The organism is Paenibacillus phytohabitans (genome assembly GCF_013141775.1).
Classification (GTDB): Bacteria; Bacillota; Bacilli; order Paenibacillales; family Paenibacillaceae; genus Paenibacillus_AQ; species Paenibacillus_AQ phytohabitans.
In genome coordinates, this window is the sequence record NZ_WHOB01000086.1 from 44,590 (window position 1) to 68,472 (window position 23,883).

Below are 23,883 nucleotides of genomic sequence, written 5' to 3' on the forward strand. Positions count from 1 at the left end.
CTATTTTCTAGTTGGAATAAATCCCTAAGACTTTCCGAACTGGCTTTGATTGAGTGCATAGACATGTCATTGAATTGCCAGTATAAACTCTATAGATAGCTAGAAATACTGTGATAGAATGATAGGGAATATGTCGCGAATTAGGGGGAATCTGACATGAATGTACCGCGAAATACCTTCAAGCCGCCGGACCGCGCCTCGTATCTAAGGAGATTCTCGATCAAGAATAGATTGCTCGGCGCTTTTTTTATAACCTCACTGTTGCCTGTAATCTTCGTAACCCTCTACTCAAATGTGCGGTACGAGGAATCCATTTCCGATAAGCTAAGCGCGTTCTCCCTTCAGGTCCTGTCGGAATCAGCGGTCAATGTATCGCGGGAGCTGGCCCAATATGAGACGCTCAGCGAATCTATTATTGTGAATAAGGAGATCCAGAGCGGGCTGATGCAGGCGGACAGCATGACCGACTATGAACGGAATGAGTTCCAGACAAGGATAAATAATGATCTCGGGGAACAGGTCTTCAGGTTAAGCAATTTGTCCAATGTAGTGGTCTTAACGGAGGGGCTGGACCCCTTCTATGATATGGGATATGAATGGTACCCCGGCAGCCAGATCGAGGATTCGATCAAGCGGATCAACCAGTTCTCGGGCAACATGACCTGGAACTATCTGCGCTCCAACCGCGGTACCGACAAGATAGCACTGAGCCGGGTCATTTTCTCGGCGGATAACCTGAACAAAAAACTGGGATATCTGATCATCGTGATTGACGGCAAGGTGTTCACCCGGAATACATATGAGCATGTGGACCTGGGGACGGGCGGGAAGTTATATATCGTGGACGGATTCGGCACAGTGGTCTCTTCGGCAGATCCCGGCATTCCGCAAGGAACCCGTTACCAGCAGCAGGACGTGTTCGCCAAGATTGTTAAAGGCAAAACCAACCAGTCCTTCTACACGCAGATGGATGACAAGAAGGTGCTGGTGACCAATACCTATATCCGCTCGGCTGACTGGTATATGGTCGGCTTAATTCCGCATTCCTTCATCGTGTCCGAATTGCTGGCGATCCGGGGGAACCTGCTGTACATCAGCGTGTTCATCCTGCTGCTCACCACCATTATGGCGATGTGGGTCTACCGGAGCATCATTACCCCCATGCGTGAGTTGCTGCAGTATGCCAAGCATATTAAGCTCGGCCAGCTGGATTTCACTCTCTCCTCCGGGAATGCTTCGGATGAAATGGGCAAGCTGACCGATACGATTGATCAGATGGTGGCCCGGCTGAAGCAGCTGATCTATCAGGTGGAGATCGAGCAGAAGGCGAAGCGGGATGCGGAGCTCAATATGCTGCAGGCGCAGATTAACCCGCATTTTCTGTTCAACACGCTGAATTCCCTGAGATGGAGCGCAATGATGAGCGGGAATAGCATTGTCGAGGAAGGAATCGCCTCCCTGTCCGAACTGCTGCACAATACCATTCTGGATCAGGAGGAGATGATTCCACTCCGCAAAGAGATTGATAATCTGCTCCACTACGCAGTGATCCAGCGGATCAGGTACGGCCAGTCGTTCGACTTGAACTGCATTGTGGAGCAGGAGGAGCTGTACGAATGTCTGGTTCCGAGATTCATCCTGCAGCCGATTGTCGAGAACTCTATTATTCATACCGGAGGCATTGAAGGGCGGATGGTCCAGATCAGCGTGAGGATATCCAGCGAAGAGGGGATTCTCCAGCTGACGGTTTCGGATAACGGCAAGGGCTTCGATATCAAGGAGGTTCAGCTGCGCAGGCATTCCAATAACAAGCTGTCCGGCATCGGGATTGTGAATGTGGAGGAACGCATCCGCATGCATGTCGGCGAGCCGTATGGAATGGTGACCACAAGTGAGCCCAGCAAGGGGACGGTTACGGTGATCCGGCTGCCCCTGCAGCGGAAAGAGGGGGAGAGTGACTATGTATAAAGTACTTATTGTAGACGATGAGATGATCGTCAGACATGCGGTGAAATCACTGATCCGGTGGGAGGACAGCCGGTTTGAATATGTAGGCTCGGCTGCGAACGGAGCCCAGGCGCTGGAGATGATCCCGAGAACGGGAGCGGATATCGTAATCACGGATATCAAGATGAGTGAGATGGACGGTCTGGAGCTGATCAAGCTGCTGATGAAGTCATCCTTCGGCGGAGAGGTGCTCGTACTCAGCAATTATAACGATTACGATCTGGTCCGGGAAGCACTGAGATGCGGAGCCCATGATTACATGCTCAAGCTGACGCTGAAGACAGAGGACTTCATGGTGGCACTGGAGGAAATGGCCCACAAGCTGGATCTCAAGAATCACCGCCGCAGCGACCAGGCCCAGCTTCCAGAGGGGCAGACCATCGGCAAGGGGAAGATTGGAGAATGGCTGAAGGAGACTGATGCCGGCGTTGTCCCGGACGGCAGCCCGGCTGGCCGGCAGACACTGCTAGAAGTGCTCGCGGGACCGCCTGCACTCCATGCCTATACTTTTTGCATCCATGTGCTGCAGGATTCGAATCATAGCCTCGCGGCTGCACAGTATCAGGAGACCTTCTACAAGATAGCGGAAGGCCTCTTCCCTGGTAATCACGGGCTCTATGTCACAGCTACAGATCCGGACAGACTGCTGCTGCTGCTGCTTGCACCGGCCCAGCCCGGCAGCGGGGATTCCCCCAAGGCGGAGGAGCTGGCACAGCGGATCAAAGGGCTGTCCAAGCTGTATTACAATGTGGACATTACCGTAGTCTTCGGCAATCCTGCGGCGGATTATGAGGCGGTAGTCGAGCAGATTGGGCGGAATAAAGAGGCGGAGTATCTGTCCTTCTATACCAGGAACCAGGACAACTGCATATACAGTGGCTCTGTTAGCGGACCGAGAGAAGAGGAGAATGAATTCAGGATGCTGGAGAATGAGTTCAAGGATAGTCTGCGCCATACGAACGGAACAGAGATTGATCTATGGCTGGAGAGCGCGGTTGTTCTGATCCGGTCGGCCGCTGAGCTATACATTCCACCAAGCTTACTCAAAAGGGCAATTATCGGCGGGATCTGGGGGATTGCTAATTCAAAGATTGTCAGCAGCGATGCCTCATGGAATGAGAGCCAGTGGATTGAGAAGATTGAATCGGCCCATACGGACTCGCATATCATGCTTATCATTGAGGACATGTACGATGAGATTACGAACATTATCGGCAAGACTGCAAGATATAAATTCATGCGCGAAGAGATTAGACTCGCTAATTCTTATCTGGAAAAGCACTTTGCTGAACGGGTATTTATCTCGGAGGTCGCCGCGCATGTCGGATTCTCCGAGCCGTATCTGTGCCAGGTATTCAAGGCCGAAACCGGCTCCAGCATCCTGACGCGGCTTAATGAGATCAGAATGACCAAGGCCTATGAGATGCTGTCCTCCGGCAACTATCTGATCAAGCAGGTGGCGATGGAAATCGGTATCCCTGACCCTTTCTATTTCAACCGCCTGTTCAAGAAAAGATTCGGCGTAGCGCCGAAGACGGTGAAGAAAATCCGCTAATATGGAGGATTTTAAGAAACCGGTAAAAAAAGTATAGTTTCCTTGGCTTGTCTATAAATTCTTTCATCTAAAGTCAGCTATGTGCATAAAATCGTCCATGAACCTCCGTCCTTTTGTTAATATGGTGAAATCCCCTGTGAACCTATAATTAGAGACATCCAAATCCAGAAAGGGGTCAAATAAAGATGTCGAAGAAAAAGTGGATTACTCTTGCTATGGCTGCTGTCTTCCTGACGCTGCCGCTTGCCGGCTGCGGTTCTAATAACACCAGTAACAATGCTGCACCGTCTGCCACGGCGGCTGCTGAAGCTTCTGCGGAGGGTTCGGCCAGCGCATCACCGGGAGCAGCGGCGGAGACATTTGGCAACCCTGAACTGAACATCGCCGTATTCCAAGGCGGGTATGGCCGTGATTATTGGGACAGCGTAGCTGCTGAATTCATGAAGGAGTATCCGGGCACCAAGATCAACATCACCGCGAGCCCTAAGATTGCCGAGCTGGTCCGTCCGAAGATCGTTGCCGGTAATCCGCCGGATTTCATGTATATCTCGGGGAGCGACAACACGCCTATTCTGGATGGGCTGGTGAAGGATAAGGCATTGCTGGATCTGACCGATGTGTTCGATTCCAATACCGAAGCCGGAACACCGCTGAAATTACAGATTCTGCCCGGGGTGCTGACATCCAGCTCTATCGCTCCTTACGGGGACGGCAAAATATATCTCGCGCCTTATAACTTTGGCGTAATGGGCCTCTGGTACAACAAGAATCTGTTCGACAGCAAGGGGATCGCAACGCCTAAGACTTGGGATGAGCTGTTCGCGGACAACGCTGTAGCGAAAGAGAATGACCGTGCGCTCTTCACCTATCAGGGACTGTATCCGGGCTATCTGGAGGAGATGATTGTACCGGCCATTGCCAGTGCAGGGGGACAGGAAGCCCTGGACCAGTTCTTCAACTATGATCCGGAGTTCTGGAAGAGTGAGACCTACACCAAGGTATGGGGGCTACTCGAGAAGATTGCGACAGAGGACAACGCGCTCATGAAGGGTACTGTTGCCCTGAATCATACTCAATCCCAGACCTCCTTCCTGCAAGGGAAATCAATGTTCATTCCGAACGGCACCTGGTTCGAGGATGAGATGAAGGATGCACCGCGTGAGGACGGCTTCCAGTTCGGCTTCCTCGGAGTTCCTTCACTGGGAGCAGACGGTAAGGTTATGGCGCTGACGCAGGTAGAGCAGATGGTGATACCGGCTAAGGCGAAGAATCCTGAGCTGGCTAAAGCCTTCCTGAAATATCTCTACAGCGAGAAGAGCATTAAGCTGAATGCAGAAAAAGCCAAGGGCGTTATGGCAGTTAACGGAGCGCCTGATCTGGTGAAGGAATATATCTCCGAGACGACCTACAATATCTACAAAGCGGTTGACAGCGGTATGGTAGCCGTCAGCGGTTCCTTCAAGCCGGTAGCCAAGGGAAGCAAATTCAATGCCAGCGATGAAGTATACAAACCGATATCCTCCATCATGAGCAAGCAACTGACGCTGGATGAATACTCGGCGAAGCTGTACAAGGTCTACACACAAATTCAAAAAGAGCTGCAAGAACAAGGCCAGCAGTAAATCGTCCCGCCTTGCAAGTACTCAAAACCTGCCTTTCCTGTAAGGGCAGGTTTTTGGTATAAACATGGGTGTGAACGCCTTCACCCGGCGCTTCACAAGGAAGGAGGCAGAGACTTTTCGGAGGGATTACTATAAATAAGGAGGAAATCCAAGGTGAAAAAAGTTGTAACACTGGTATTGTCCCTTATGTTGCTGTCGTCCGTACTGTTCACCGCAGGCCCCGTTCCAACCGCAAGTGCAGCAGGAACTACTTACTATATTGATTCAGCAAGCGGCAATGATTCGAATAGCGGTACTTCCACCGCCGCGGCGTGGAAGACCCTGGACAAGGTCAATGCGACCACCTTCCAGCCGGGTGACCAGATTCTCTTCAAGTCCGGCGGGGTGTGGAACGGCCAGCTCTGGCCCAAAGGCTCAGGAAGCTCGGGCCTGCCGATCAAAATGGACTTGTACGGAGGTACGGTGCGCCCGATCATCAATGGCGGAGGCATCCAGCGTGACTATCAGTCGACAGGCGCCGTTATGCTGCGGAATCAGCAGTACTGGGAGATCAGCAATCTGGAGGTCACGAATGATGATAATTTCAATACAGATCTGAGTGCTGTGACGTACGCGAACAGCAAGCCCTCCAATATCCGCGACGGAATTCTAATTGTACTGGATACCGATCAGGTTGCCGCCGGTGCGGATACGATTATGGATCATATCTATATCCATGATAATTATGTGCATGATGTCGACAGCCCGAACGTCTGGCCGAATCAATACGGCAATGCCTCGTTCAACGGCGGGATCATCTTCTACGTGATCGGCTCATTGAAGGCCAATATGACCTTTAATGATGTGCGGATTGAGAATAATACGATTGAAAAAGTCGATTTGCTCGCGATTGCCAATTTCAACTATACGACTCCGTCGGCTTTTCAGGATGAGATCGACACCTATAATCTCTGGCAGACCAATATTTATATCGGGCACAATTACATGCGTAATATTGGACAGGGTGCGATTGACATCTGCGATGCCAAGGATGCAATCGTTGAATACAACGTAGTGGATGGCTGGTCCCGCCGGTATAATGCAGAGAGCGCAGGGATCTATCCTTGGAAATCCTACAATGTCACCTTCCAGAATAATGAGGTATACGGAGGACCGACAACGACAGGAGCGAACAACGGAGACGGGACGGCCTTCGACTTCGATTCCCCGAATGTGAATATCGTCTATCAGTTCAATTACACGCATAACAATCCGATGGGCTGGATGTCGTACCTGGGCAGAAGCAGCAATAATATTGCCCGCTATAACATCAGCGACGATAATGCTGCCTATCTGATTAAGTTCGGCTGGTTCGATGTCGATACTTCACCTACGTATTTCTTGAATAATGTATTCATCTACGATGGGGCAGTCACCAAGTTCACCAGCTCCAACGCCAATTTAGCCTCAACCTACTTTAAAAGTGTCCCTTATTATTTCTACAATAACGTCTTCTACGATAAGAATAAGCCTTCCTCCAGCTTCTGGCCGAGCAGCCCGAGCAGCTACGGGACGGCCGTATTCAGAAACAATGCCTTCTATGTAGCGAATGGAAGCCACGCCGCCGGAGAACCAAGCGATGCCGCCAAGGTTATTCTCCCGCCGCAAATGGTCAATCCCGGGCAGGCGCCGACTACCGGAGCTAATGGCTATACCAGCGGTGCTACTGTATGGAACGGCTATAAGCTGCAGGATACGTCTCCGCTCATTAATGCCGGACTGTATGTATCCCAATTAGGAACCAAGGATTTCTACGGCAATACGCTGTATAACGGGGCCACTCCGGATATCGGAGCCTTCGAATCCGCAGTTGCCGGAGGATCGACAGAGCCGGTGTCCGTAACGGTGGGAGGAACGGTCACGTCGAGCTCAACCAGCAGTCCGTCCGGGGAAGAGAAGGAGAAGGCCTTTGATGCCAATCCGTCTACCAAATGGCTGATTACGACGAGTACGGGCTGGATTCAGTATAAGTTCGCTACAGGGGTTACGCAGATAGCTACCTCCTATTCTATTACATCAGCTAATGATGTTCCCGGACGCGATCCCAAGAACTGGACTCTGCAGGGCTCCAATAACGGCACAAGCTGGACTACCTTGGATACGCGGACGAACGAGACCTTCGCTACCCGCTTCCTGAAGAAGACCTATACGTTTAGCAATACCACGGCATATGCGTATTATCGCTTAACGGTATCTGCTAACAACGGAGAAACGAACCTTCAGCTCGCGGAAATCGGACTGTACAACTAATTCGGACCACCAAGGCTGTCCCGGACGGAGTGAAGATGACCCCGCTTGGACAGCCTTTTTTTCAGAGCAAACCTGTACGATTTTAAGATTGCCGCAAAGCTGACAAGGGGAGTTAATATTTCTGTGTATTTGCTTAAAATCCTCCATGAACATCCTTCCTTTTGTTAATATGGTCCGTCTGCCAACCGCCCTATAATTAGAGCATCAAGAGGAAAGGGGCTGGATACGAACATGACAATGAAGACCCGAAAAAGCATATTTATCGCCTCATGCCTGCTTCCGGGGTTATTCTTATTTCTCTTATTCAAGGTATATCCCACATTGCAGATCTTTCAGAAATCCTTGTATCTGTGGACCGGGCTCAGTGATAAGCCGAAGTTCATCGGCCTGCAGAATTATACGGATATGTTCCACGATGATACGTTTCTGCTGTCCCTGAAGAACACCGGTCTCCTGATGCTGGTTGTTCCGATTGTGACGCTGCTGATCGCGCTGGTTAACGCTTCGATTCTGACCAAATCGAAACTGAAGGAGCGCAATATCTACCGTACCGTTTTCTTCTTCCCGAGCATTCTGTCCTTCGTGGTGATCGCCATTCTCTGGTCCTTCATTTATCATCCGACGATGGGGTTCCTGAATTCCGGGCTGGAGGCTGTCGGACTGGATAAGTGGGCGCTGCCTTGGCTAGGAGACCAGCGCGTAGTGCTGTGGGCCTTGGCTGTCACGCTGATCTGGCAGGCCGCCGGCTATTACATGGTCATCTATATGGCCGGAATTGACGGGATCTCCCCCGAGTTGTATGAAGCAGCCGAGCTGGACGGGGCGACCCGGATCAAACAATTCATTCATATCACCATTCCGATGCTGTGGGAGATTATCCGGGTTACGATTATTTTCAGCATCAACGGTGTGCTTAGTATAAGCTTTGTTATCGTCTCGGTTATGACTGCCGGCGGGCCGGACCACCACTCCGAGGTTGTCATGACTTATCTGTATTCCCAGGCCTTCACGAATTCGAATTTTGGCTATGCGATGGCAATTGGCGTATTTATCTTTGTGATATCTATGATCCTGGCGCTCCTTAGCAACAAGCTGACTGAAAGGGGTACTGACTAACTATGGCTGCTGAGAGTACTCTGAACCGTCCTGAGAAAAGAGCTGGCAGCATGATCGGCAAAACGCTCCTCCGCCTGCTGCTGATTGTGCAGACTGCCGCGGTAGTCTATCCGCTGCTGTGGAATGTACTGGCTTCGTTCAAGACCAATGCGGAGATTATGGAGAATCCGTGGAAGCTGCCTAAGGGCATTGAATGGATCAACTACGCCCATGCCTTCACAAGTGCCCGGATCGGGGACTATATGCTGAATTCCGTGCTGGTGGTTATTCTCTCCATGGCTATACTGCTGGTGGCTGCTGTGCCTTCTGCATATGTGCTGGGCAGAATGCGGTTCCGCGGACGTTCCTTCTTCACTAACTTCTACATGGCCGGCCTGTTTGTCGGAGGCGTGTATGTGATTGTGCCGCTGTTCATTCTGATGAACAGCCTGCATATGCTGGACAACCGTTTTTGGCTGAGTGCTGTATATGCAACGGGAAGTCTGCCGTTCTCCATCTTCCTGCTGACCAGCTTCATGAAGTCCATCCCTCATGATTATGAGGAAGCGGCAATGATCGACGGCTGCGGGTACTTCAGCACGATGTTCCGCATTATTGTGCCGATGGCCCGTCCCGGAATTATTACGCTGATTGTGTTCAGCTTCTTCGACTTCTGGAATGAGTATGTGATGGCGATGACGTTCATCAGCAGTGATGCGAAGAAGACAATTCCCGTCGGATTATCCAATCTGATGCAGATTCAGCAGTATGCTACGGACTGGGGGTCATTGTTCGCCGGTCTGGTCATTGTTCTGGCACCAACCATTCTTGTGTATGTACTGCTGCAGAAGAAGCTGACAGAAGGCATGATGCTCGGCGGGGTGAAAGGATAAGTCAAACAGCGGGAGGAAGCGTAAATGAGCCGTAAGGATAAAGCGGGTGCTTCCAGGTATCTCCTTGGGGGCGCAGGTCTTGCCCTTCTTGCAGTATTGATCATTATTGGCATCATGAATCTGCGGACGGCTGCTCCAACATTGGCCGGACCGGCTGAACCCGGATTAAGCGATGTTATCCTGTATGTGAATGAAGAGCCCGTAACCAGACAGGAGTTCCAGCTGTACATGGATAAGGAGAAAGGCGCGGTCACCAATTACTTCAGCGTTACCTATCAAGCAGAGGATCAGCCGGATTACTGGACAAGTGATTTCGGGGGCGAGAGGCCCATTGAACTGCTCAAAAGCCGTGCGGCGGACGAGGCGGCCAAGGGCAAGCTGCTGCAGTCCATCGCGCTTAGCAAGGGGCTGGTGCAGCACATCTCATATGAACAGTTCCTGCAGGACTTTGCAGACAACAATAGTGAGCGCAAGCAGGATACCAGCCAGAACAAAGCCGTCTTCGGGCTGGGACAATATGAGCAGAGCCAGTTCTATTTCTATACGCTTAGTAACCTGAGACTTGAATTAGAGGAGCTTATGGGCAAGGGAGAGCTGCAGGTAACTGATGCTGAGATTGAGCAGGTGTATCAGGCGCATGCGCAGGATTATCAGGGCCAGACCCGGCTTGAGATTGAAGAGCTGTCTGTCCCCTATGCCGGACAAGAGGAGAAGAGCCAAGCGCTGCTTACCATTCAGGCTGCACTTGGACAGCTGAACAGCGGGGAATCCTCCGCAGGCGTTAGTGACAGCAATGCTCACATCCGGCTCACCAGACATACGGCAATTGATGCCGGGCAGTTCAGTCCGTTATCCTCGGAGGGGCTGCTTCTGCAGAGCGCAATGAAGCTGGAGGAAGGAAGCTGGTCCTCCATTACGGATGCAGGCGACCGTTACTCCATCGTCCAATTAGTGAATAAGACGGAGAATTATGCAGTGCCCATCGAAGAGGTAGCCAGCCAATTGAAGGCAGAAGCACTGCATCTGAAATTCGAGACATACATGCTGGAGCAGGTACAGCAGAATGATATTAGGCTGAGTACAGGCAATTATGATTCCATAACAACACCTTGAGGATAGAAGGAGCGAACAGGTATGACGAAGCCAGCAGGAAGAGTAACCCTCCCGAGTGAAGAAGGATTCGTGGAAGAGACCAAGGCAATGATGGAGCGGTGGGGCGCAGATGCCATCCGCGACAGTGACGGAACCGCGCTGGATGCTGAGATTAAGGCGCTGGATGCCAAGATCTATACAGCCTATTTTCCAACCAGAGGCCATAATGAGTTCATTGAAGAACATATGGAGGAATGTCCGCAAATCTATCTGCTGTCGGACTTCACGATGGCACGTGCGGAGGAGCTCGTCATTGATCTGCTTCAATCGTATTATAACGAACAACTCGATGTGGATTATATCCATGATCCCAAGACCTACTGGCAGGTAACGGACCGGACGACTGGAGAGCTCGTACCAGAACAGGACTGGAAGGTGCAGCGGGAGGGCAATAAGGTAGTCATTCAGCATACTACGCTATGGCATGAGTATAGTGTCTCGTTCCTTGCTTATATCAAATGGGACCCGGTGCAGATGTATAATCACATCACGAATGACTGGGGCGACAAGCCGCATGAGATTCCCTTCGACGTCAAGCAGCCGCACACCAATGCCTTCATCTACGACACCATGAAGCAATGGCTACAGGACAATCCGGAGGTCGATGTGGTCAGATTCACCACGTTCTTCTATCAATTCAGCCTGGTCTTCAACCAGTATGGCAAAGAGAAATTCGTCGACTGGTTCGGTTACGGGGCAAGTGTCTCTGTGGCGATGATGGAGGATTTCCGCAAGGAGAAGGGCTATGCCTTGACCGCAGAGGATTTCGTAGACCAGGGGTATTACAATTCTTCCTTCAGAGTGCCGACCAAGACCTATCTGGAGTATGTCGACTTTGTCTCCCGGTTTGTCTCCGTTGAGACGAAGAAGCTGGTCGATCTGGTGCATGAGAGCAAGAAGGAAGCGATTATGTTCCTCGGGGACCAGTGGATTGGTGTGGAGCCTTACGGACCGTACTTCGCATCCATCGGCCTGGATGCGGTGGTGGGCAGTGTCGGGGATGGCACAACACTGCGGATGATATCCGATATTCCGCATGTGAAGTATACGGAAGGGCGGTTCCTGCCTTACTTTTTCCCGGATGTCTTCTTTGAAGGAAATGATCCTGTTGTAGAGGCCAAAGAGAACTGGCTGACGGCGCGGCGGGCGATCCTCCGCAAACCGATCGACCGGATGGGCTACGGCGGCTATCTGAGTCTGGCCTACAAATTCCCGGAATTCGTAGATTACGTGGAGAAGATCACGGATGAATTCAGGGACATTCATGATCATATTCAACAGACGAAGCCGTATACGGGCATGAAGGTGGCTGTACTGAACTGCTGGGGCGCCCTGCGGACCTGGCAGGCCTTCACTGTGGCACATAGCCTATACTCCAAGCAAGCCTATTCCTATTACGGAATCCTGGAATCGCTCAGCGGAATGAGCGTGGATGTGGAATTCATTAGCTTCGGGGATGTGCTGGAGAACGGCATCGATCCATCCATTGATGTGATCATTAATGCGGGCGATGTGAATACCGCGTTCTCCGGCGGAGAAGTCTGGAAGAACGCGCGATTGATTGAATTGCTGCGGGAATGGGTCTATAGCGGCGGGGGGCTGATTGGAGTCGGTGAACCGACAGCGGTATCGCATCAGGGAAGATACTTTCAGCTGGCCGATTGCTTCGGCGTGGACAAAGAGACCGGCTTCAGCCTGTCCACAGACAAATATTTCACCGGACAGACGGACGGGCATTTCATTACCGAGGGCATGACCAAGTATAACTTCGGTGAGAGCATGAAGAATGTATATGCGCTGCATGGCGGGGTGGATATTCTGGAGTATTCGGGCGGGGAGATTCATCTGTCCGCCAATCAGGCCGGCGAAGGCCGGGCGGTGTACATCGCAGGCCTGCCTTATTCGCCGGAGAACAGCAGACTGCTGATGCGCAGCCTTTATTATGCCGCCGGGAAGGAAGCAGAGCTGCACACATGGTATGCGGACAATCCGTATTGCGAGGTGCATGCCTATCCCGGAAGCGGAATGTATGCGGTCGTCAACAACTCGCACGAAGTACAGTCCACTGCCGTCTATGACGGACAGGGGAATACATCGTCTGTAGAGCTTGAAGCAGGCGGTATTCTATGGCAGCCAATCCGGGAGGGCAAGCTTAGATGAAGCTGGAAGAGATATTCAATGTGAAGCCTTCAGGCAGGCAGCTGCGGTGGCAACAGCTGGAATTCTACGGATTCATCCACTTTGGCATGAATACCATGACCGGTGTGGAATGGGGCAAAGGACATGAGGACCTGCAGCAGTTTAGTCCGGAGAAGCTGGATGCGGGGGAGTGGGTCTCCGTGCTGAAGGCTGCGGGGATGAAGGCGGTGATCCTCACCTGCAAGCATCATGACGGCTTCTGCCTGTGGCCCAGCCGGTATTCGGAACACACTGTTGCGGGTACGCCCTGGCGCGGCGGCGCAGGGGATCTGGTGCAGGATGTGGCAGAGGCTTGCCGGCTGCAGGGGCTGGTATTCGGAGTATATCTGTCTCCGTGGGACCGGACTGAGCAGAGCTATGGAGAAGGCACAGCCTACGATGACTTCTATGTGCAGCAGCTGACCGAGCTGCTCACGAATTATGGCGAGATTGGCTGCGTGTGGCTGGATGGCGCCAACGGCGAGGGCCCCAGCGGCAAGCGGCAGTATTATGACTGGGACAGGTATTATGAGACGATCCGCAGACTGCAGCCCGAGTGTGTAATCAGCGTCTGCGGCCCGGATATCCGCTGGGTGGGCAATGAGGCAGGACAGACCCGGGCGGAGGAATGGAGCGTGGTTCCGAAGCTTCTTCAGGATGCCGAGAAGACTGCCGAGAAGTCACAGCAGGCGGATGACGGCGGCTTCTCACGTTCCCTGAATTCGATGGATGAGGATTTGGGCAGCCGTGCCGCAATAGCAGCGTATGAGGGAGAGTGGGTGTGGTATCCCGCCGAGGTCAATACATCCATCCGTCCCGGCTGGTTCTATCATGAGGAAGAAGATACGCAGGTGAGGAGCGACAGCGAGCTGTTCGGCATCTACCTGAATGCCGTAGGCGGCAACGCCACCTTCCTGCTCAATATACCGCCTACCAGGGAAGGATTAATTGCTGAACCGGACCGCAGGGCTCTAGAGGACTTAGGCAGAAGAATTGCCGGATTGAACGATACTTCACTGATGTCAGGGGCGGAGGTGCACACCTCCAGCTCGATGGGAGACCCGGAGGCGGCAATTAAGCTGACCGGCGGGTATGAGCAGCCGGATCTGCTCTACTCCTGGCAGCCGGCGGAGGAGGACAGCGAACCGTGGGTGGAAGTTAGCTTCCCGGAAGAAGCCGTCCTTAACACAGTGATCCTGCAGGAACAGATTATGCTGGGCCAGCGCGTGGAGGCGTTCGAGCTCTGGGCGGCGGATCAGAAGGAATGGAGTAAGCTGGCTGAAGGGACGATCATCGGCTACAAAAAAATCATCCGGCTTCCGCAGACGCGCGTCAGCCGCCTGAAGGTTGTATTCAAGCAGTTCCGCGGCTTCCCCACCCTGACTCATATTTGTGCACTTTATATGGAGGATTGATGGATGAGTGGACGACGCAGGAGAAGAAATTTCTCGATTCCGCACGGGTTTGACCCCCGTCCTCGGCAGTACAATGGAAACCTTGAGAAATCAAGGTTTTTTGCTTTTCTTGGATTAGATTCAAATAAAAATTGTTTTGGAACATTGTTAAGTGCACAGGATTCATTCCGTTATTTATGCAATTTGTCAGGGAAGCTGCTCAACTTATTGGCAAGCTCTTCTTCTCCGGTTAAGACCTCTACCATGATGCCTGCTCCCAGACGAAACCCATATTTGAAAATAGAAGCTAACTCCATGTCATGAGTTTGGGCATATAGGTCTAATAACGTTTCGAATTCGTTAAATTCCTCCTCAGAGAGTCTGTCCTTCCAAATTTCTCTAGCTTCAATTGTTTTCTTGATTAACTGAGAATATTGCGGGTCATCAGATTTAACTTTTTCATTTGGATGCAAGCCACCATTATATAGCTGCTCTATAAGACTCCTCATTACTTTTCCTCTTCTCTATTAAGAGTACTTTTATATTTAATGATTTTCATATTCGGGTTACTGCTTTTGGTAGATAAGAGTTTTTCTTCAACTAAATCATAACATGAATAATTGTTTTTTTGTAGAGTATACTACGTGGAATTAATGGTTAAGACAACTAGATAATGAATCTAAAAGAGGTATTACCTTGAAATCAGAAGAAATATTTGGACTAGTGCTAAGGACAATTCGGAAGAAGCAAAAGATGAGCCAAGAGAATCTAGCCTTCCAAAGTAACCTTGACCGAACTTACATATCCATGCTGGAACGTGGTGTTCACCAGCCTACTCTGAATTCCTTGCTATCTCTTGCTGAGGCTTTGAACATGAAGGCTTCGGAGCTAGTGAAGCTTGTGGAGGAAGAGATTGCTAAATCGAAATGAACACCACTTGAGGACCATACGATACACCTCCCAGCCTCGATCCATCGAAAACCTTGAGATATCAAGGTTTTTTCTTGTGTTATTAGCTTTTTGGTAACTTCAAAAGCTGTGTTACAATGAAAATTATGGAAATAGACAGGAGGAGTAAATAATGGCCACATGGGTTACTCATTTTAGAATTGCTGAAGAATTAATAAAGAGAGGGCTGCCGGTATCCAAGGCTGACTTTGTGGTTGGTAATATTGGCCCGGATTGCGGTTTAGCCGATGAGGAAGGCAAGATTGCTCCTCCCAAACGGATTACACACTTTAAGGACGTCCGGGGAATTCAGCCTGAGCATTTTTTTGAGCAGCATGAATTGAACAATCTTGATATTGCTTCGAATGAAGGTTCTTATTATCTGGGGTATTATTGTCACCTTATTACCGATGTGGAATGGGTCAAGCTAACCAGGACAAAGCAGGAGGAGCAGGTGCATCAAGCGGTCATAGGCACTCCCGAATACAATCAACTTGTTAAGCGAGACTGGTACTGGCTGGATTTTAAATATTTGAAGCTAAACAGCGGGCATGTTTTTTGGACTGATTTTCAATATATTCAGCAATATCCGGAGTACTTGCCGTTTTTTCCAGAAGGCCAAACCTTTAAGCAAATCCAGAATATCATTCAGTTCTACTGCAATAATGAAGTGCCCATTGATTATGAACCTACATATATTAAGGAAGCCGAAGTAGATGATTTTGTTCTGGAGACAGTAAACAAGATCCAAGCTCATACTAATTTCCTGGGGATGCTGTGAACCTCTACAAATCATGGTTTCCTAACAGAATTTGAATATTTTTTTTGATGCTTTTTTAGTATTGAAACTGTTTGCTACCATCGACTACGAAACGGGTCATGTGACCCATCGAGAAGAGGACCTTGAGAAATCAAGGTTTTTTGTTTCGTTTTCTAAACGGAAAAATATTCTATGGAATGTAAAAAAAAGAAAAAAGTGATAATTCACCTTTGTAAATGGGTAATAAAGGATGTTGAGAATAATTTTAGATGGAGGTGAAAGAGCTTTTTGTTAATGGATGCTGGATATTGAGAAATTTAAAAACTAAACGCTTAGAGGTTAATTATGTAATATCCAGATGATTCTCACATAATTCTTGGCGAAGTTATACTCATTTCCAGAGAACAAAAAAGGAGAGTTAGTGATGAAAAGAAAAATAATCTCAAGTGTATTTATTCTGAGCTTGTTGATTGGTCTTTTTCCATTGGGATCATTCGCAAAAGGTTCTTCAATAATTGAAAACGATTCCAAAAGTGCGATTGCTCAAATATCATCCAAGGAAATCGAAACTTTCAATAGCACCGAAATACCTGAGACATTAATTGATTGGCTGCATGAGCAAGGTACCGAGGTAACCGGTGAAAGTGTTGTTCAATTTGTTCCAGTAACTCAAACTATAGAAACATTAAGAGGTGATGGGAAGCAGCAGGGAAAGGCTATACTTGTGTGGAACAACTACGGTGATGAAGAAATTTCTATTAGTACAGTACTTCCACTGTCTGCTAATAGTCAATTAATGGATTTAGTAGACATAGGAGTTGAGACTGGTACACCAGGTACTGTCGGTTATGGGTTGACTTCAAAAAGTTGGTTTACAGCTCATTATAGTCCGCTTTCTGGTGTGATTGAGAGTATTCGGCCATTAAAACTTGATGTTACTGCTTACGGAAGCAGCAGTTACAATATTAATAATTTCAAAGCAACTTGGGTTACTCAAGGCGATTTATTAATTTATCCAGGCTACTCCACTGCTCCTGAGGGAGGCGGATTCCCAATGAGACATGAAATTATTACAAATGTTAGTTCGCCTGTTATGGGTACAAAATATACAGGAAATAATCCTTTGAGAATCGATAGAGTTTTTAAAGCAGGCGGAGGACTTGCTTGGATATGCGGGGTTGCTTACGATGTAAATGTCAATGGTACAATACATCATTTTGAAGTACACAATATTATTTAGTTTATGATTTTGGATATTTGCTGAAATTAATCATTTTATTTTAAATTTAATAATATAATGAAATTAAGATAATAAATATGCTTTTTGTCAGAGAAGGTGAAGAAGTATGAACAGAAAATCTTTGATGATAATTATGTTTGGTTTGTTTGTGCTGCTGGCGGCTGCTTGTCAAAAGGATGCTTCCTATGATGTACTGTTTCGCAAAGTAGAAGAGCATAGGGCAGTTTTTGCTATGACCCGGGATGAAGCGGTTGCGGCGCTGAAACTGGCTAATGTTAAAGGAACGGATAATATGATTAATCTGGATGAAGAATTGACAGCAGGGGATCAGAATTTCAGACAACGAATCCAACTGGACTCAAGTGAAATGGTTGAAGGGTATGAGTTAGTGACCCGATTGCCCAGATCGGAGGCAGGGTATGAGAATGCTGGAGAGATTGTCGAGGCCTTCCTGAAGGAGTATAAGCCTTCTGGGGATGGAGGGGACAAGGTACTTGATTCCGTGCATTCCATTGATGAAATGACCTTTCCCAAGAAGCCGGCAGTTAAATTGGTTACAGAATCGTGGTCGAGCAATGACGAGGGAACTCCCATGAAGATCACCTACAGAATAACGAACAATGTGGTGAATGAAGAGGAGCTGTCTCTGGTTTTACAATTTTTCCATATAGCTGCTCCTTAAGGATCAATAGTTATAGTGGATCTGTCGTATAAGTTTGTATTAACTAGAAGTGGAATCCCTGCTAACCCATCCGGTCGGCAGGGATTTTTTGTTATCAGCCATGTTCCATTCTATCCGATGTCTTCAAGTAATTCCTTAGAGTTGTTTCGTACATTGCCTACTGCAGAAGGAACTTTATAAGCCCTCATTTTCGCTGCATCATAAGGCTTCAGCAGTTTTAATAAGGACTCCACATCGTCATTGTCTCTCCCAAGCCAATCAGCTTCATCCTCCGGCCGGAGAATTACCGGCATGCGGTCATGTATGTCCGCCATCAGACTGTTCGGGGTAGTGGTGATAATCGTGCAGGTGCTCACTTTCTTTCCCTCCGGATCTTCCCAGGTGTCATACAGTCCGGCAAAAGAGAAAATGCTCCCATCTGTCATAAGAATACGGTAGGGCTGTTTGCTGGTGCCGTCCTTTTTCCACTCGTAAAATCCGTCTGCTGGTATAATACAACGCTTGGATTTAAGCAGCCTTTTAAAGGCGGGCTTCTCAGCGACAGTCTTTGCACGGGCATTGATCATCCTACTGCCGATCTTATCGTCTTTGGCCCAGAACGGCACCAGCCCCCAGCGCAGTTCTCCAAGACGTTTTCCCTCGTCACTGGCGATCACTGCTGGGATTGATTATTCTGTATCTTATCCCCGCTCTCTAACAATCACAATCTTCCCCCGGAACTTCCCGGTTTCATAATGATCATGTGCTTCGGATATTCCCTGTGCAGTAAACGGGAAAATTGCATCCACATGGACTTTAAGCTTATTCCCGCGGACCTGGTGGATGATGGAGGCCAGATCATTGCGGTTTGGCTCTATATAGGCAAACTGGGCTTCGATGCCGCGAATCTTAGGGTGAGCAGCAATCGAAGGATCTACGAGAGAAATCAGCCTGCCGTTGTCCCGCAGAATCCGGATGTTCTTCTGTTCGGTTGCTCCTATTCCTGTATTCGCATCTATAGCTGCGTCTCTCACCATATCCAGCACGACATCTACTGTACCGGCTGCTTCTGCAAAATCAGTCGTTGTGTAGTCAATGACTTCATCTGCGCCTAGGTGCCGGACGAAATCGTGATTATACGCACGAGCTGTAGCAATGACATAGGCGCCATGTTGTTTGGCCATTTGAACGGCCAGATGGCCTACGCCGCCTGCGCCTGCATGAATCAGAATCCGCTGGCCGGATTCCAGCTTTCCATACTGGAATAAGGATTGCCAGGCCGACAGAGCAGAGGCCGGCAGGGCGGCAGCTTCCTGGAAGGGAAGCCCGGGCGGAAGGACAACGGCTGAGTTCTCTTCCAGAGCTACGAAGTCTGCGTAACCGCCGCCCAATCTGGAGAGTCCCATGACGCGGTCACCAACCTTAAGCTGTGACACATTCCTTCCTGTTTCCCTCACTATTCCGGCTACTTCAACGCCCAGCACATGCGGGAAGCGGACCTGCATCACCTGCTTGAATGCGCCTGAGCGGACCAGCTGGTCTGCGGAGCTTGCAGTTGTCGCATACACCTCGATAAGCACCTGGGTATCGGTAATGGCGGGGGAAGTGAGAGCCATTTGGGTGAACACTCCGGGATTTCCGTAATTTTGGATAACAATAGCATTCATGACAGAAGCCTCCGATCTCTATGTTTGAACATCTGTTGATTTACGAATAGACGTTCAATATAATGATCGTACCAATGCTGTGTGGCTGCATCAATTGCTGAAATTCCGGAATCCGTTCAGTACTGTACAGAATCGGGAGAAATGTTCAATCAAGAGAACGGGGCCAAGAAGGAGCTGCTTATGGACAGACGGATACGTAAATCGCGGGAAGCTATTATCGAGGCCTTTATCCTGCTGATTGCAGAGAAGAACTTTGAACAAATCACGATAAACGAAATTGCTGAGCGGGCCGATGTAAGCCGGGGCACCGTTTATTTGCATTATACCGACAAATACGATCTGCTGGATCAGTGCATCAGAACCCATTTTGTCCAGTTGATTGACAGCTGCCTGCCATGCGGCGAGCAGGCGCTTTTTCCTACAGAGGCAGCTCTGCTCTACACGTTCCAGTACCTGGATCAGCATGCCTCCTTCTATGCCGCGGCACTGGCCAACAAAGGGGTTCCTGCGTTCAGAAACCGTCTGCAGGCCGTACTGCTGCGGGGGTTCGACAAACAGATGGATATGAGCGGGATTAACCGGAAGATGAATAAGGGAATACTGGTGCAATTTCTGGCGGTGGCGATGACCGGTATGATTGAACAGCTGGTTACCCGGGCTACCCCGTATTCCGCAGCAGAGCTGGCAGAACAAGTGTGGGCGCTGATGGAACGCAATCAGATGGTGCCGCAGGCACAGCCTACAGTTTGACCATGAGCGGTCAGAACTCAGGTCTTCCTTGTAAGATCTATCTGCGGGGAACGCGGCCTCTGTTCATAGAGATAGTGAAGAAAAGAGCCGGGGGGGCATAGGCCTCTCCGGCTCTTTTTATGATTGTGTAAGCTCGCTCCTACACCGGGAAGCAGGGTATAATCGCCTCAGCACTTACAGATCCGGGTCATCTTCTACCTCAATAATCTTATAGCTTATTCCTGCGTTAGCCGCGAGGGGTCACGGAACTCAGCGCCCGGATGGTGATCGGGCAGGCGGGAAGCGCCTTTACCGAATAGACGCTCCCTGAAGGTACCTTCCTCATATTCCTCTTTAAAAATACCCCGGCGCTGCAATACCGGGACGACCAGCTCGATGAAGTCCTCATAGGAAGCAGGCAGAATGTAAGGCTCCAGATTGAATCCGTCGAGGTCTGTCTCTTCGATCCAGTATTGCATTTTGTCGGCTACTTCTTCGGGCGTGCCAATCACGGTCAAGCCGCGGAAGCCTTTCTGCAGGAAGTCCTCCGCTACCTCACGGACCGTCTTTTTCAACTTACTGTGCTTGGTGAACCGGTCGGTATGGGTCTGACCCATCTCGGTGTGGATATTCTCGAAATAGGAATCGGGATCGAGCTGGGTCAGGTCGATACCTGTGACATTGGCATAGCTGGACAGCGTCGCTTCTGCACTCTGATAGGAGAGGTACTCCGCATGCTTGCGCTCGGCTTCCTCCCTGGTCCGCCCGACGACGACCGACAGACCCGTGAATACTTTAACGGCCGAAGGGTCGCGGCCATATTCGGCAGCTCTGCGGCGGATGTCGCTGATCTGATCCCGCAGCACTTCAACGGTCGGCGCTTTCAGAAAGATGCCCTCGGCATGCTTGGCAGCGAAGGCGCGGCCCCGGTTCGAGCTGCCCGCCTGGAAGATAACCGGTGTCCGCTGCGGGGAAGGCTCGGTCCCGTGATAGCCGGTAAGCTTGAAGTATTTGCCTTCATGAACGATTTTGTGCACTTTGGCCGGGTCAGTGAATACGCGGTTCTCGCGGTCGATCAGCACGGCATCATCCTCCCAGCTGCCCTCGAACAGCTTGTAGCTTAGGTTCATATATTCATCCGCCATATCATAACGCTCGTCATGGGGCAGGAACAGATCCTCGCGTCCGAACAGATCAGCAGCAGACTTGTTGCTGGTGGTCACGACATTCCAGCCAATCCGGCCGTTGGTAACATGGTCGAGTGAGGAGAAGCGCCGCGCATTCGAGTAGGGGGCCTCGTAGCTGGTCGAGGTCGTCATCGTGAATGCCAGATTCTTGGTAACCATGGCGAGCGCGGGAATAAGCATCATCGGGTCATTTCCGGGTAAGCCGGTTGCCTCCCGGAAGGCCATCTCCGTCCGCTGCTTCGGGTAGCCGTACGTATCGGCGAAGAACATGAAGTCGAACTTTCCTCTCTCGAGCAGTTGGGCGATATTCTTCCAGTACTCGATCTTGCTGTAATGGACGCGCTGCTGGTCAGGATGTGCCCAGATTCCCTGGGTAAGATGGTTGACACTGTTGACCTCGAATACGCCGAGATGGATCTTTTTCATGTTAATTCCTGCCTTTCCGGATGATTGGGTTGGAGGATGGCTCTAAATCAAATGGCATGCGGCAAAATGTCCCTCGGATGCTTCCCTCTGGACCGGTGTCTCGGTGCGGCACCGGTCCATGGCGTAAGGACAGCGGGTATGGAAGGCGCATCCGGAGGGCGGGTCCAGCGGTGAAGGAAGGTCGCCCTCCAGAATGATGCGCTGGCGCCGTGCTGCCGGGTCCGGTACGGGGACAGCCGAGAGCAGGACTTGTGTGTATGGATGAAGCGGGTTCGCGAACAGGCTGTCCGTATCCGCCTCCTCAACCAGCTTGCCAAGATACATAATCCCGATGCGGTCGGAGATGTGCCGGACGACAGCAATGTCGTGGGCGATGAACAGATAAGTGAGCTTCAGCTCGGCCTGCAGCCGGCGCATCAGGTTAATGATCTGAGATTGGATAATAACATCGAGTGCGGATACGGGCTCGTCGCAGATGACGATCCGCGGATTTAGGATAAGCGCGCGGGCAAGTCCAATCCGCTGCCGCTGTCCGCCGGACAGCTCGTGGGGCAGCCGGTAATAATGCTCCATCTGCAAGCCAACAGTGTGGAGCATTTCCATCGCATGCAGGGTCCGTTCCTTTGGCGTACCGATGCGGTGAATGGCCAGTGCCTCCTCCAGTGCCTGGCCGATAATCTGGCGGGGGTTCAGAGAGGAGAAGGGGTCCTGGAACACCATCTGCAGCTCACGGCGATAGGTCTGAAACGCTTTGCGCGGCTGCTTGAACAGATCGACCCCCTGATAGAACGCTTCTCCGTCTGTAGGCTCTGTCAATCGGAGCAGTGACTTGCCCAGTGTGCTCTTACCGCAGCCGGATTCCCCGACCAGTCCGTACGTCTCTCCTTCCCGGAGGTCAAAGGAGACACCGTCGACAGCCTTGACAACGGACTGGCGGAAGCCTGCCTGATTGGCGGCGGAGTAATATTTCTTCAGGCCGTTGACCCGCAGAAGCGGCTCGGCTGCTAATTCCCTGTGTTGTATCGTTGTCGTTATCATCTGTCAGGCCTCCATTCCACTCAGCTTGCCGGCATGCCAGCATCTGACCAGGGTATCGCCGCCCGGCAGTGCGGCAAGCTCAGGCATAACAGTCCGGCACTTGTCGTCCGCATAGGTGCAGCGTGGCGCGAACCGGCAGCCCTGCGGAAGCTGATCAAGGGAGGGGACACTTCCCGGCACGGCAGCCAGCTCTTGTGAGCGGTCTCCGTCCAGACGGGGAATCGATTGCATCAGCCCGATCGTGTAAGGATGGAGTGGCTTCTCGAACAGGGTACGGACATCGCCGCTCTCGACCACCTGGCCAAGGTACATGACGACGACCCGGCTGCATGCTTCGGCCACGACGCCGAGGTCATGGGTGATGAGCATGACGCTCATGCCCATCCTGCGGTTAAGGTCTAAGATCAGCTCCAGAATCTGCGCTTGAATGGTTACGTCCAGTGCAGTCGTCGGCTCATCGGCAATGAGCAGCTGCGGTTCGCAGGCAAGAGCGATGGCAATCATGACGCGCTGGCGCATGCCGCCTGAGAGCTGATGGGGATATTCGCGTGCTCTCCGTTCGGGAGCAGGAATACCGGTTAGCCGCAGCAGCTCTACGGCCTTCGTCCAGGCTTCTTTTTTGCCAATGGGCCGGTGCAGCCGCAGCGTCTCGACGATCTGCTCTCCAATGGTGTGAACCGGATTCAGAGAGCTGAGCGGGTCCTGAAAGATCATAGAGATTTCATTGCCGCGGACACTGCGCATCTGTTTAGGGGTGAGCTTAAGCAGATCAATGCCGTTGTAGCGAATCTCCCCTTCGTATTCTGCGAGCCTTTTCTCGTCGAATAGCCGCAGTACGGACTGGGCAGTGGCGCTTTTGCCGCACCCGGATTCCCCAACGATGCCTACGACCTCTCCTTTGCCCACCTCGAACGATACCCCGTCCACTGCGGGTACCCGGCCGCGTTCCGTATGGAGCTGAGTCTTAAGCTCCCTAATCTGCAGAAGCGGCTCATCCGCCGCAGCGGAACCCGCTTGAAACGGAGCGGGACGCTGTTTCAGC

20 protein-coding genes are annotated in these 23,883 nt (G+C 50.8%); 14 read left to right on the forward strand and 6 right to left on the reverse strand.

Annotated elements, in window-relative coordinates; all coding sequences use genetic code 11:
- Nucleotides 1-156 precede the first annotated feature (156 nt).
- From GC101_RS27945 to GC101_RS27985, 9 genes are all read left to right on the forward strand, one after another.
- Nucleotides 157-1,968: a sensor histidine kinase gene (locus GC101_RS27945; RefSeq protein WP_246354548.1), complete on the forward strand. Its 1,812-nt coding sequence runs from the start codon at nucleotides 157-159 to the stop codon at nucleotides 1,966-1,968.
- Nucleotides 1,961-3,562: a response regulator transcription factor gene (locus tag GC101_RS27950; protein WP_171719994.1), complete on the forward strand. Its 1,602-nt coding sequence runs from the start codon at nucleotides 1,961-1,963 to the stop codon at nucleotides 3,560-3,562. Before GC101_RS27945 ends, GC101_RS27950 begins: the two co-directional genes overlap by 8 nt.
- A gap of 185 nt (nucleotides 3,563-3,747) precedes the next feature.
- Nucleotides 3,748-5,184 carry a carbohydrate ABC transporter substrate-binding protein gene (locus GC101_RS27955; protein WP_171719995.1) on the forward strand — a complete coding sequence of 479 codons (1,437 nt, stop codon included), beginning with the start codon at nucleotides 3,748-3,750 and terminating at the stop codon, nucleotides 5,182-5,184.
- A 153-nt stretch (nucleotides 5,185-5,337) separates the two neighbouring features.
- Nucleotides 5,338-7,473: a discoidin domain-containing protein gene (locus tag GC101_RS27960; protein ID WP_171719996.1), complete on the forward strand. Its 2,136-nt coding sequence runs from the start codon at nucleotides 5,338-5,340 to the stop codon at nucleotides 7,471-7,473.
- Nucleotides 7,474-7,704: 231 nt separating this feature from the next.
- Nucleotides 7,705-8,589: a carbohydrate ABC transporter permease gene (locus tag GC101_RS27965; RefSeq protein ID WP_171719997.1), complete on the forward strand. Its 885-nt coding sequence runs from the start codon at nucleotides 7,705-7,707 to the stop codon at nucleotides 8,587-8,589.
- A gap of 2 nt (nucleotides 8,590-8,591) precedes the next feature.
- Nucleotides 8,592-9,461, forward strand: a complete 870-nt coding sequence (locus GC101_RS27970) for a carbohydrate ABC transporter permease (RefSeq protein WP_171719998.1) — start codon at nucleotides 8,592-8,594, stop codon at nucleotides 9,459-9,461.
- Between the two features lie 24 nt (nucleotides 9,462-9,485).
- Nucleotides 9,486-10,574 carry a peptidyl-prolyl cis-trans isomerase gene (locus tag GC101_RS27975; RefSeq protein ID WP_171719999.1) on the forward strand — a complete coding sequence of 363 codons (1,089 nt, stop codon included), beginning with the start codon at nucleotides 9,486-9,488 and terminating at the stop codon, nucleotides 10,572-10,574.
- A gap of 21 nt (nucleotides 10,575-10,595) precedes the next feature.
- A complete protein-coding gene (gnpA, locus tag GC101_RS27980) occupies nucleotides 10,596-12,773 on the forward strand; it encodes a 1,3-beta-galactosyl-N-acetylhexosamine phosphorylase (RefSeq protein WP_171720000.1) in 2,178 nt (725 codons plus the stop codon).
- Nucleotides 12,770-14,206, forward strand: coding sequence for an alpha-L-fucosidase (locus tag GC101_RS27985; protein ID WP_171720001.1), 1,437 nt, complete (start codon nucleotides 12,770-12,772; stop codon nucleotides 14,204-14,206). Before gnpA ends, GC101_RS27985 begins: the two co-directional genes overlap by 4 nt.
- 170 nt (nucleotides 14,207-14,376) lie before the next feature.
- On the opposite strand, the gene GC101_RS27990 is transcribed toward GC101_RS27985, so the two are convergent.
- On the reverse strand, nucleotides 14,377-14,694 hold the full coding sequence (locus tag GC101_RS27990) for a DUF6809 family protein (RefSeq protein WP_171720002.1): 318 nt from the start codon (nucleotides 14,692-14,694) through the stop codon (nucleotides 14,377-14,379).
- Nucleotides 14,695-14,881: 187 nt separating this feature from the next.
- Here GC101_RS27990 and GC101_RS27995 point away from each other — a divergent pair, with 187 nt between their 5' ends.
- From GC101_RS27995 to GC101_RS28010, 4 genes are all read left to right on the forward strand, one after another.
- A complete protein-coding gene (locus tag GC101_RS27995; protein WP_171720003.1) occupies nucleotides 14,882-15,115 on the forward strand; it encodes a helix-turn-helix domain-containing protein in 234 nt (77 codons plus the stop codon).
- A 151-nt stretch (nucleotides 15,116-15,266) separates the two neighbouring features.
- A complete protein-coding gene (locus tag GC101_RS28000) occupies nucleotides 15,267-15,914 on the forward strand; it encodes a zinc dependent phospholipase C family protein (protein ID WP_171720004.1) in 648 nt (215 codons plus the stop codon).
- A gap of 403 nt (nucleotides 15,915-16,317) precedes the next feature.
- A complete protein-coding gene (locus GC101_RS28005) occupies nucleotides 16,318-17,133 on the forward strand; it encodes a hypothetical protein (protein ID WP_171720005.1) in 816 nt (271 codons plus the stop codon).
- 106 nt (nucleotides 17,134-17,239) lie between these two features.
- Nucleotides 17,240-17,815, forward strand: a complete 576-nt coding sequence (locus tag GC101_RS28010; protein ID WP_171720006.1) for a hypothetical protein — start codon at nucleotides 17,240-17,242, stop codon at nucleotides 17,813-17,815.
- 110 nt (nucleotides 17,816-17,925) lie between these two features.
- Here GC101_RS28010 and GC101_RS28015 read toward each other — a convergent pair whose 3' ends face one another.
- Together GC101_RS28015 and GC101_RS28020 are read right to left on the reverse strand one after the other, a co-directional pair.
- Nucleotides 17,926-18,471: an SOS response-associated peptidase gene (locus GC101_RS28015; RefSeq protein WP_343049835.1), complete on the reverse strand. Its 546-nt coding sequence runs from the start codon at nucleotides 18,469-18,471 to the stop codon at nucleotides 17,926-17,928.
- Between the two features lie 24 nt (nucleotides 18,472-18,495).
- On the reverse strand, nucleotides 18,496-19,461 hold the full coding sequence (locus tag GC101_RS28020) for an NADP-dependent oxidoreductase (protein ID WP_171720007.1): 966 nt from the start codon (nucleotides 19,459-19,461) through the stop codon (nucleotides 18,496-18,498).
- A 141-nt stretch (nucleotides 19,462-19,602) separates the two neighbouring features.
- Between GC101_RS28020 and GC101_RS28025 the strand changes: the two genes are divergently transcribed.
- Nucleotides 19,603-20,211: a TetR/AcrR family transcriptional regulator gene (locus GC101_RS28025; protein ID WP_246354549.1), complete on the forward strand. Its 609-nt coding sequence runs from the start codon at nucleotides 19,603-19,605 to the stop codon at nucleotides 20,209-20,211.
- 215 nt (nucleotides 20,212-20,426) lie between these two features.
- On the opposite strand, the gene GC101_RS28030 is transcribed toward GC101_RS28025, so the two are convergent.
- The 3 genes from GC101_RS28030 to GC101_RS36350 are packed head-to-tail and all read right to left on the reverse strand — an operon-like array spanning nucleotide 20,427 to nucleotide 23,882.
- Nucleotides 20,427-21,803: an LLM class flavin-dependent oxidoreductase gene (locus GC101_RS28030; RefSeq protein ID WP_171720008.1), complete on the reverse strand. Its 1,377-nt coding sequence runs from the start codon at nucleotides 21,801-21,803 to the stop codon at nucleotides 20,427-20,429.
- A 42-nt stretch (nucleotides 21,804-21,845) separates the two neighbouring features.
- Nucleotides 21,846-22,841 carry an ABC transporter ATP-binding protein gene (locus tag GC101_RS28035; protein WP_171720009.1) on the reverse strand — a complete coding sequence of 332 codons (996 nt, stop codon included), beginning with the start codon at nucleotides 22,839-22,841 and terminating at the stop codon, nucleotides 21,846-21,848.
- Nucleotides 22,842-22,844: 3 nt separating this feature from the next.
- Complete coding sequence (locus GC101_RS36350; protein WP_246354555.1) at nucleotides 22,845-23,882, reverse strand: ABC transporter ATP-binding protein; 1,038 nt, start codon at nucleotides 23,880-23,882, stop codon at nucleotides 22,845-22,847.
- Between the last annotated feature and the right edge of the window lies 1 nt (nucleotide 23,883).

What these genes read in the sequence shown, in the direction of transcription:
- GC101_RS27945 (WP_246354548.1), top strand. Translation starts at nt 157, where the DNA reads ATGAATGTACCGCGAAATACCTTCAAGCCGCCGGACCGCGCCTCGTAT.
- GC101_RS27950 (WP_171719994.1), top strand. Translation starts at nt 1,961, where the DNA reads ATGTATAAAGTACTTATTGTAGACGATGAGATGATCGTCAGACATGCG.
- GC101_RS27955 (WP_171719995.1), top strand. Translation starts at nt 3,748, where the DNA reads ATGTCGAAGAAAAAGTGGATTACTCTTGCTATGGCTGCTGTCTTCCTG.
- GC101_RS27965 (WP_171719997.1), top strand. Translation starts at nt 7,705, where the DNA reads ATGACAATGAAGACCCGAAAAAGCATATTTATCGCCTCATGCCTGCTT.
- GC101_RS27970 (WP_171719998.1), top strand. Translation starts at nt 8,592, where the DNA reads ATGGCTGCTGAGAGTACTCTGAACCGTCCTGAGAAAAGAGCTGGCAGC.
- GC101_RS27975 (WP_171719999.1), top strand. Translation starts at nt 9,486, where the DNA reads ATGAGCCGTAAGGATAAAGCGGGTGCTTCCAGGTATCTCCTTGGGGGC.
- gnpA (WP_171720000.1), top strand. Translation starts at nt 10,596, where the DNA reads ATGACGAAGCCAGCAGGAAGAGTAACCCTCCCGAGTGAAGAAGGATTC.
- GC101_RS27985 (WP_171720001.1), top strand. Translation starts at nt 12,770, where the DNA reads ATGAAGCTGGAAGAGATATTCAATGTGAAGCCTTCAGGCAGGCAGCTG.
- GC101_RS27990 (WP_171720002.1), bottom strand. Translation starts at nt 14,694, where the DNA reads ATGAGGAGTCTTATAGAGCAGCTATATAATGGTGGCTTGCATCCAAAT.
- GC101_RS28000 (WP_171720004.1), top strand. Translation starts at nt 15,267, where the DNA reads ATGGCCACATGGGTTACTCATTTTAGAATTGCTGAAGAATTAATAAAG.
- GC101_RS28005 (WP_171720005.1), top strand. Translation starts at nt 16,318, where the DNA reads ATGAAAAGAAAAATAATCTCAAGTGTATTTATTCTGAGCTTGTTGATT.
- GC101_RS28010 (WP_171720006.1), top strand. Translation starts at nt 17,240, where the DNA reads ATGAACAGAAAATCTTTGATGATAATTATGTTTGGTTTGTTTGTGCTG.
- GC101_RS28020 (WP_171720007.1), bottom strand. Translation starts at nt 19,461, where the DNA reads ATGAATGCTATTGTTATCCAAAATTACGGAAATCCCGGAGTGTTCACC.
- GC101_RS28025 (WP_246354549.1), top strand. Translation starts at nt 19,603, where the DNA reads ATGTTCAATCAAGAGAACGGGGCCAAGAAGGAGCTGCTTATGGACAGA.
- GC101_RS28030 (WP_171720008.1), bottom strand. Translation starts at nt 21,803, where the DNA reads ATGAAAAAGATCCATCTCGGCGTATTCGAGGTCAACAGTGTCAACCAT.
- GC101_RS28035 (WP_171720009.1), bottom strand. Translation starts at nt 22,841, where the DNA reads ATGATAACGACAACGATACAACACAGGGAATTAGCAGCCGAGCCGCTT.